The sequence below is a fragment of the Marinobacter fuscus genome (genome assembly GCF_003007675.1).
Taxonomy (GTDB): domain Bacteria; phylum Pseudomonadota; class Gammaproteobacteria; order Pseudomonadales; family Oleiphilaceae; genus Marinobacter; species Marinobacter fuscus.
This window is the reverse complement of sequence record NZ_PXNP01000095.1, coordinates 1-7,169: the sequence shown is the minus strand read 5'-3', so window position 1 is coordinate 7,169 and position 7,169 is coordinate 1. Positions and strand designations below refer to the sequence as shown.

The following is a 7,169-nucleotide window of genomic DNA, read 5'->3' as shown; positions in this document are numbered from 1 at the left end:
GGCAACTCGGCATTCCAGGGCAGCAACGCTTCGAGCTTCTCCAGCGTGTCGGACTCAGCAATGCGTTCCAACACATGGTGGATATAAGCTGAAGGCTCCAGGCCATTGGCCTTGGCGGTTTCGATGAGCGAATAGCAGGTGGCGCTGGCTTTCGCCCCTTGTGAGGTATCGGCGAAGAGCCAGGCCTTTCTGCCGAGGGCAAACGGGCGGATGGCGTTCTCGGCTCCGGCATTGCTGATCTTCAGGTCACCGCGCTCACAGTAGCCGACCAGGTAGTCCCATTGGTTCAGGGTGTAATCCATGGCCTGACGGGTAAGCAGGCCTTTCATCACCTTGGGGGCATTTTTCTCCAGCCAGGCTTTAAAGGCGTTCAACAACGGCAGACTCTTTTCCTGGCGAACCCGATATCGCTCCGCGTCGCTCAGATCCCGGGCGGCCTTTTCAATGGCGTACAGTTTGCGGATGTGGCTCAGGGCTACATCCGCCTTTGAGGGTTGGCCTTTTTTGCCTTTGGCCGGTGCCGCCCGGGACGCCTCCACGTACTTACGTCTCGCGTGATCCCAACACCCGATCCGCGTCAGCTTGTTCGTGGCACAGACCTGCCCATAGCCGGAATAGCCATCGGCTTGCAGAATGCCCTGGAAGTCATCCAGCAGACGCACCGGTACCTTGCCACCTCGTGATGGATCATACTCGAACAGAACCGAAGGTTTTCCCGGTGGACCACCCCGGGTGACCCACATCCATTTGTCGGATTGGGCGGTCTTACCGTCTTCCTTGAGCACCTGGATCCGGGTTTCATCGGCTTGCAGGTAATCACCGCTATTCTGGGTTTCCCGCATCAGGTTGATCAGCGGCTGGAAGACGTCATTCAGCCGGATGATCCAGTGAGCCATGCTGGTGCGACTCACTTCATGCCCCAGGCGCTGGAACATTTGTTCCTGACGGTACAACGGCAGACCGTCGGCATACTTGGAGGTAATGAGGTAAGCCAGCAGTGACGGGGTGGCGATGCACTTGCCCAGCGGGCGCGCCGGACGGGCAGCCGCAACAATGCGCTCTTCGCCGTCCTGCTCGAACACCGCCTTTTCCTGCCAGTACTCCAGCACTTTCAGTTGAGCGGGAATGTACTCCAGCTCTTCCTTCACCTTGGTGAAGAAGGTCTTGCTGGCACCGGCTTTCTCTTCGTCGCTGAGGGTTAATTCAATACGCTCACGCAGCAGCGTATCGGAGAAGCCACGTTGGCGGCGCTTGCGGGAACGGCGGGGCGTCTCTTCCTCTTCGACATCGTCCGGCAGCTCATCGCGCAGTTCATCAATCTCGACTTCCAGCTCGACCTCATCGAACAGCAGGATCTGATTGGGCAGCTTTTCACTGCTGGCGGCGAACTGCTGGATCTTCTTATGGCGCAGCAGTTCTTCGAGGATCTCGATGCGAGCGTCTCGTCGCTGGATGGCGTCTTCTTTGGAGGCGAGTTGCTGCTGAAGGCCGCTGATAACCGCCACCATCTCAGCGGTCGATAAACCGTTGAGATCCGGGGTTTTGAGGGCGTTATCAGGCGTTGATTTCATGGCGGAATTATAGCAAAAACAATGCCCTGGCACACCTAAAACGTAATGCAAAAAGGGCTATCCGACACTCTCATAGTGCAGGGTTTTATGGCCCCGCAACAGACTGATGTCGTAGCCGTCCAACAACCAGTTGATCTGTTCACCGGTCAGCGGCATCAGCTCATCCGCAGGCCCTGGCCACTTGAATTTTTCCTCAGCCAAGGCTTTGTAATAGAGCACAAAGCCGTTGTCTTCCCACATTAGACATTTGATCTTGTTCCGCTGCCGGTTGGTGAAGGCGTAAAGTGCACCGGAGAATGGGCTGTGCCCCAGTTCCTGTTCAACCAGCAGGGCCAGGCCGTTGGCCTGCTTGCGGAAGTCGATGGGCTTTCGGTACAGGTAGATCTCCGGCAAATCCCTGGAAGGGCGCAGATAGCGGTGACGCATCACAGCTGTCTCAAGACGGCACCCAGCAAATCGATATTACCGGCATGCAGACCGGTGATCGATACGCCGCCGGGCAGTGACACGGTCAAACTGACTCCGGCATCCGGAGTCGGAGTCGGAGTCACGCGAGTGAATCCGGATCGAGCGTGAACCGGTTCATCACTGGATTCGACACGACCGGTCAGCTTCTGCCGCCAGTAGACAAACCGATGATAAACAAGCGACTCTTGTTTGCAGTAGGCTGCACCGGACAGGCCCGAGGCCTGCCAGTCCGACAGCGTCTCTTGCCAGAACTGGTGTAAATCAGGGGTAGTCATCGGATTCCTCTTTAATGTGAAAGCAGGAATCAGTGTGGCGAAACTCGGGCGTCAGCTACAGGTGCGGATTTATTGGCGCTTACAAAAATTCTACCCTGCTCAACTCTCAGGTGGCATGAAGCAAAGACTGGCGATCGCCAGAGGTTTCGCAACTAATCCAGAAATTTTGCTCATGGATGAGCCGTTCGCAGCCTTGGACGAACAAAATAAGCACCTCCTTCAATCAGAGCTAGCGAAACTCTGGGAAGAATTCAAAAGCACAGTTGTGTTCATAACACACGGCCTGGAGGAAGCGCTTCTGCTGGGCGATCGGGTAGTTGTGATGAGTTCAGCGCCGGGAAAGATCATTAAAGATATCGATGTGCCGTTTGACCGCCCAAGGCATCTATCCGATTTAAAGCGAGACCCAAAATTCAACGAACTCGCTGAAGAACTTTGGAATTCTTTGCGAAGTGAAGTTCTTGCAGCGCGAGAGCTTGAAACCAGAAAGCTTCAGGAAAGCACTTCGTAATTTAAGGAAAAAACCATGGTAAATGTAATCAAGATTATTGGCACTTCTGAAGCCAATAGAAGGGTATCTATTACAGAGAAAATCCCCCTTGGATACTTGTCTCCAATTCTTTTACTTGTTCTATGGGAAGTTGCAGCCAGGGCTGCCCTTATTGATGTTAACTTCTTTCCCGCTCCGTCAACTATTATCAAAACGGGCTTTAATCAGGCCAGTACCGAATTGTTCTGGTCTGACATAACCATAAGCTTACAAAGAATTTTGGTTGGCTATGGAATGGGTGCGATTCCAGGTGTAATTCTTGGTCTCGCTATGGGACTATTCAAGCCTGTGCGTGAATTTTTTCGGCCTCTCATCTCTGCGATATTTCCTATACCAAAGATTGCTCTACTCCCACTACTTTTATTGATTTTTGGAATTGGTGAAACATCGAAGTATGTCGTCATCGCTATCAACGTATTCTTCTTGATGACAATCAACACCCTCGCGGGCGTAATGAACATTCCGAAAATTTATTTTGATGTAACAAAAAATCTAAAGGCATCCAGATGGAAAACATATTTGACTGTTGCTCTGCCTGGGTCTTTGCCCGGAATATTTACTGGACTCAGAATCTGTGCTGGCACTGCACTAATTCTTCTAGTCGCTGCTGAATTTTCTGCGGCTGATTCTGGAGTGGGTTACCGAATCTGGTGGGCTTGGTCCGTATTTTGGGTAGACACCATGTATGTTGGCTTTTTTGTAATTGCTTTGATGGGCCTTGGTTTTTCGAAGCTTGTAGACATAGCGGAGCGGCTCGCTATGCCCTGGGAAAAACGCTAATTAATTTGAATGGAGGCAAGTATTTTCCTTTATAGAATTCACTATCACAAAATCAAAACAATTAGATCTGCAAATTAACACTAAACATATAAGGTAAAACAATGACAAAATCTGTAATAAAAACAACTTTGGCAATAGCGCTTTCAGCTTCATCATTAAACGCATTTTCAAGCGTTCTTGATAACACAGACATAGTTCATAAAGGCCCCGGATTTTCGGCGAAGATGAACATTGGTGCACTGAAGGTAAATGGTCGAGATATTGCTCCTTGGGCATTTTCTGTTACAGCAGGTACCGGCGGTATATTTATCGTTAACGATGGCCTGAAGATTAAATATGATCTAACTGCCGATTTCAGCAATGCTATCAATGATAACGATGACTTAACTTGGACTCAGGGCAATGTAAACGGCGGGATAAACGACGATGTCTACGTTCGTGATGCCAAAATCACTGTAATCACCGATTACGGGATCGTGCTACTCGCGCCAAGAACGGGTTCAGGGCAATGGGAGCAGGTTTACGGGGAGGTTGATACCTTTGAGTACAACCGCTTCCATTCACAAACGGGGGACATCGCAATGTTTGGCCAACCCGAACAAACCACAGACCTGTTTGTCTATGCGACACCCCGCATCGAAGGCTTTCAGTTTGGAACATCGGTCGTGACAACAAACGAGCAAAACGGCGTCGATCGGGATATCTGGACCAACCGTCTGACGTATAAATATCAGGACCTCTATATCGCCGGCAGTCATACGATCATGAAAGCAGGATCGCTGCCTACGAATGAGGACTATACCCGTTCTGCCCTCTCCGCGAGCTATGACTTCGGTATTGTCAAACTCGCAGGCGTCTATGAAGTAGATACCGATCATCCAACAGGTGACTGGGACTCCTACGCTGCAAACGCCGAATTCAGGATCAATCCTAACTGGACTCTTAAAACCGCTTACGCAGAGAAGGATCACGATATTGACTCGTTCGACCGAAGCGGCTTCGTGCTAGGCGTCGACAGACATTTCGGCGAGAACATCAAGTTCTTTATAGAAACGGGCCAGTACGACGATGCGCCTGACAATATTGCCCTTGGCGTTGGGGTGAAGCTCTAAGGAATGAGTGTTTTGCGTAAGCGCCAATAAATCCGCACCTGTAGCTGACGCCCGAGTTTCGCCACACTGATTCCTGCTTTCACATTAAAGAGGAATCCGATGACTACCCCTGATTTACACCAGTTCTGGCAAGAGACGCTGTCGGACTGGCAGGCCTCGGGCCTGTCCGGTGCAGCCTACTGCAAACAAGAGTCGCTTGTTTATCATCGGTTTGTCTACTGGCGGCAGAAGCTGACCGGTCGTGTCGAATCCAGTGATGAACCGGTTCACGCTCGATCCGGATTCACTCGCGTGACTCCGACTCCGACTCCGGATGCCGGAGTCAGTTTGACCGTGTCACTGCCCGGCGGCGTATCGATCACCGGTCTGCATGCCGGTAATATCGATTTGCTGGGTGCCGTCTTGAGACAGCTGTGATGCGTCACCGCTATCTGCGCCCTTCCAGGGATTTGCCGGAGATCTACCTGTACCGAAAGCCCATCGACTTCCGCAAGCAGGCCAACGGCCTGGCCCTGCTGGTTGAACAGGAACTGGGGCACAGCCCATTCTCCGGTGCACTTTACGCCTTCACCAACCGGCAGCGGAACAAGATCAAATGTCTAATGTGGGAAGACAACGGCTTTGTGCTCTATTACAAAGCCTTGGCTGAGGAAAAATTCAAGTGGCCAGGGCCTGCGGATGAGCTGATGCCGCTGACCGGTGAACAGATCAACTGGTTGTTGGACGGCTACGACATCAGTCTGTTGCGGGGCCATAAAACCCTGCACTATGAGAGTGTCGGATAGCCCTTTTTGCATTACGTTTTAGGTGTGCCAGGGCATTGTTTTTGCTATAATTCCGCCATGAAATCAACGCCTGATAACGCCCTCAAAACCCCGGATCTCAACGGTTTATCGACCGCTGAGATGGTGGCGGTTATCAGCGGCCTTCAGCAGCAACTCGCCTCCAAAGAAGACGCCATCCAGCGACGAGACGCTCGCATCGAGATCCTCGAAGAACTGCTGCGCCATAAGAAGATCCAGCAGTTCGCCGCCAGCAGTGAAAAGCTGCCCAATCAGATCCTGCTGTTCGATGAGGTCGAGCTGGAAGTCGAGATTGATGAACTGCGCGATGAGCTGCCGGACGATGTCGAAGAGGAAGAGACGCCCCGCCGTTCCCGCAAGCGCCGCCAACGTGGCTTCTCCGATACGCTGCTGCGTGAGCGTATTGAATTAACCCTCAGCGACGAAGAGAAAGCCGGTGCCAGCAAGACCTTCTTCACCAAGGTGAAGGAAGAGCTGGAGTACATTCCCGCTCAACTGAAAGTGCTGGAGTACTGGCAGGAAAAGGCGGTGTTCGAGCAGGACGGCGAAGAGCGCATTGTTGCGGCTGCCCGTCCGGCGCGCCCGCTGGGCAAGTGCATCGCCACCCCGTCACTGCTGGCTTACCTCATTACCTCCAAGTATGCCGACGGTCTGCCGTTGTACCGTCAGGAACAAATGTTCCAGCGCCTGGGGCATGAAGTGAGTCGCACCAGCATGGCTCACTGGATCATCCGGCTGAATGACGTCTTCCAGCCGCTGATCAACCTGATGCGGGAAACCCAGAATAGCGGTGATTACCTGCAAGCCGATGAAACCCGGATCCAGGTGCTCAAGGAAGACGGTAAGACCGCCCAATCCGACAAATGGATGTGGGTCACCCGGGGTGGTCCACCGGGAAAACCTTCGGTTCTGTTCGAGTATGATCCATCACGAGGTGGCAAGGTACCGGTGCGTCTGCTGGATGACTTCCAGGGCATTCTGCAAGCCGATGGCTATTCCGGCTATGGGCAGGTCTGTGCCACGAACAAGCTGACGCGGATCGGGTGTTGGGATCACGCGAGACGTAAGTACGTGGAGGCGTCCCGGGCGGCACCGGCCAAAGGCAAAAAAGGCCAACCCTCAAAGGCGGATGTAGCCCTGAGCCACATCCGCAAACTGTACGCCATTGAAAAGGCCGCCCGGGATCTGAGCGACGCGGAGCGATATCGGGTTCGCCAGGAAAAGAGTCTGCCGTTGTTGAACGCCTTTAAAGCCTGGCTGGAGAAAAATGCCCCCAAGGTGATGAAAGGCCTGCTTACCCGTCAGGCCATGGATTACACCCTGAACCAATGGGACTACCTGGTCGGCTACTGTGAGCGCGGTGACCTGAAGATCAGCAATGCCGGAGCCGAGAACGCCATCCGCCCGTTTGCCCTCGGCAGAAAGGCCTGGCTCTTCGCCGATACCTCACAAGGGGCGAAAGCCAGCGCCACCTGCTATTCGCTCATCGAAACCGCCAAGGCCAATGGCCTGGAGCCTTCAGCTTATATCCACCATGTGTTGGAACGCATTGCTGAGTCCGACACGCTGGAGAAGCTCGAAGCGTTGCTGCCCTGGAATGCCGAGTTGCC

At 53.0% G+C, this 7,169-nt stretch carries 9 protein-coding genes; 6 read left to right on the top strand and 3 right to left on the bottom strand.

What is annotated here, in order from left to right; genetic code table 11:
* From tnpC (C7H09_RS12540) to tnpA (C7H09_RS12530), 3 genes are all read right to left on the bottom strand, one after another.
* Positions 1 to 1,571 (bottom strand): IS66 family transposase (tnpC, locus tag C7H09_RS12540; RefSeq protein ID WP_106761478.1); only part of this gene is annotated, 1,571 nt, incomplete at its 3' end.
* Positions 1,572 to 1,628: 57 nt separating this feature from the next.
* Positions 1,629 to 1,997, bottom strand: a complete 369-nt coding sequence (gene tnpB, locus C7H09_RS12535) for an IS66 family insertion sequence element accessory protein TnpB (protein ID WP_106761477.1) — start codon at positions 1,995 to 1,997, stop codon at positions 1,629 to 1,631.
* Entirely contained in the window at positions 1,997 to 2,314 is a 318-nt protein-coding gene (gene tnpA / locus C7H09_RS12530) for an IS66 family insertion sequence element accessory protein TnpA (RefSeq protein ID WP_106761476.1), read from the bottom strand. The genes tnpB (C7H09_RS12535) and tnpA (C7H09_RS12530) overlap by 1 nt, the downstream gene beginning before the upstream one ends.
* 16 nt (positions 2,315 to 2,330) lie before the next feature.
* Between tnpA (C7H09_RS12530) and C7H09_RS12525 the strand changes: the two genes are divergently transcribed.
* The 6 genes from C7H09_RS12525 to tnpC (C7H09_RS12500) all read left to right on the top strand — a co-directional run.
* Positions 2,331 to 2,825: an ABC transporter ATP-binding protein gene (locus C7H09_RS12525; RefSeq protein WP_206074328.1), complete on the top strand. Its 495-nt coding sequence runs from the start codon at positions 2,331 to 2,333 to the stop codon at positions 2,823 to 2,825.
* 15 nt (positions 2,826 to 2,840) lie between these two features.
* Positions 2,841 to 3,644, top strand: coding sequence for an ABC transporter permease (locus C7H09_RS12520; protein WP_106763175.1), 804 nt, complete (start codon positions 2,841 to 2,843; stop codon positions 3,642 to 3,644).
* 101 nt (positions 3,645 to 3,745) lie between these two features.
* On the top strand, positions 3,746 to 4,756 hold the full coding sequence (locus C7H09_RS12515) for a porin (protein ID WP_106763173.1): 1,011 nt from the start codon (positions 3,746 to 3,748) through the stop codon (positions 4,754 to 4,756).
* Positions 4,757 to 4,855: 99 nt separating this feature from the next.
* Positions 4,856 to 5,173, top strand: coding sequence for an IS66 family insertion sequence element accessory protein TnpA (tnpA, locus tag C7H09_RS12510; RefSeq protein ID WP_106761476.1), 318 nt, complete (start codon positions 4,856 to 4,858; stop codon positions 5,171 to 5,173).
* Positions 5,173 to 5,541 (top strand): IS66 family insertion sequence element accessory protein TnpB, encoded by a 369-nt coding sequence (gene tnpB, locus C7H09_RS12505; RefSeq protein ID WP_106761477.1) that lies wholly within the window; start codon positions 5,173 to 5,175, stop codon positions 5,539 to 5,541. Before tnpA (C7H09_RS12510) ends, tnpB (C7H09_RS12505) begins: the two co-directional genes overlap by 1 nt.
* 57 nt (positions 5,542 to 5,598) lie before the next feature.
* The coding region (gene tnpC / locus C7H09_RS12500; protein WP_106761478.1) for an IS66 family transposase at positions 5,599 to 7,169 on the top strand (1,571 nt) is incomplete at its 3' end.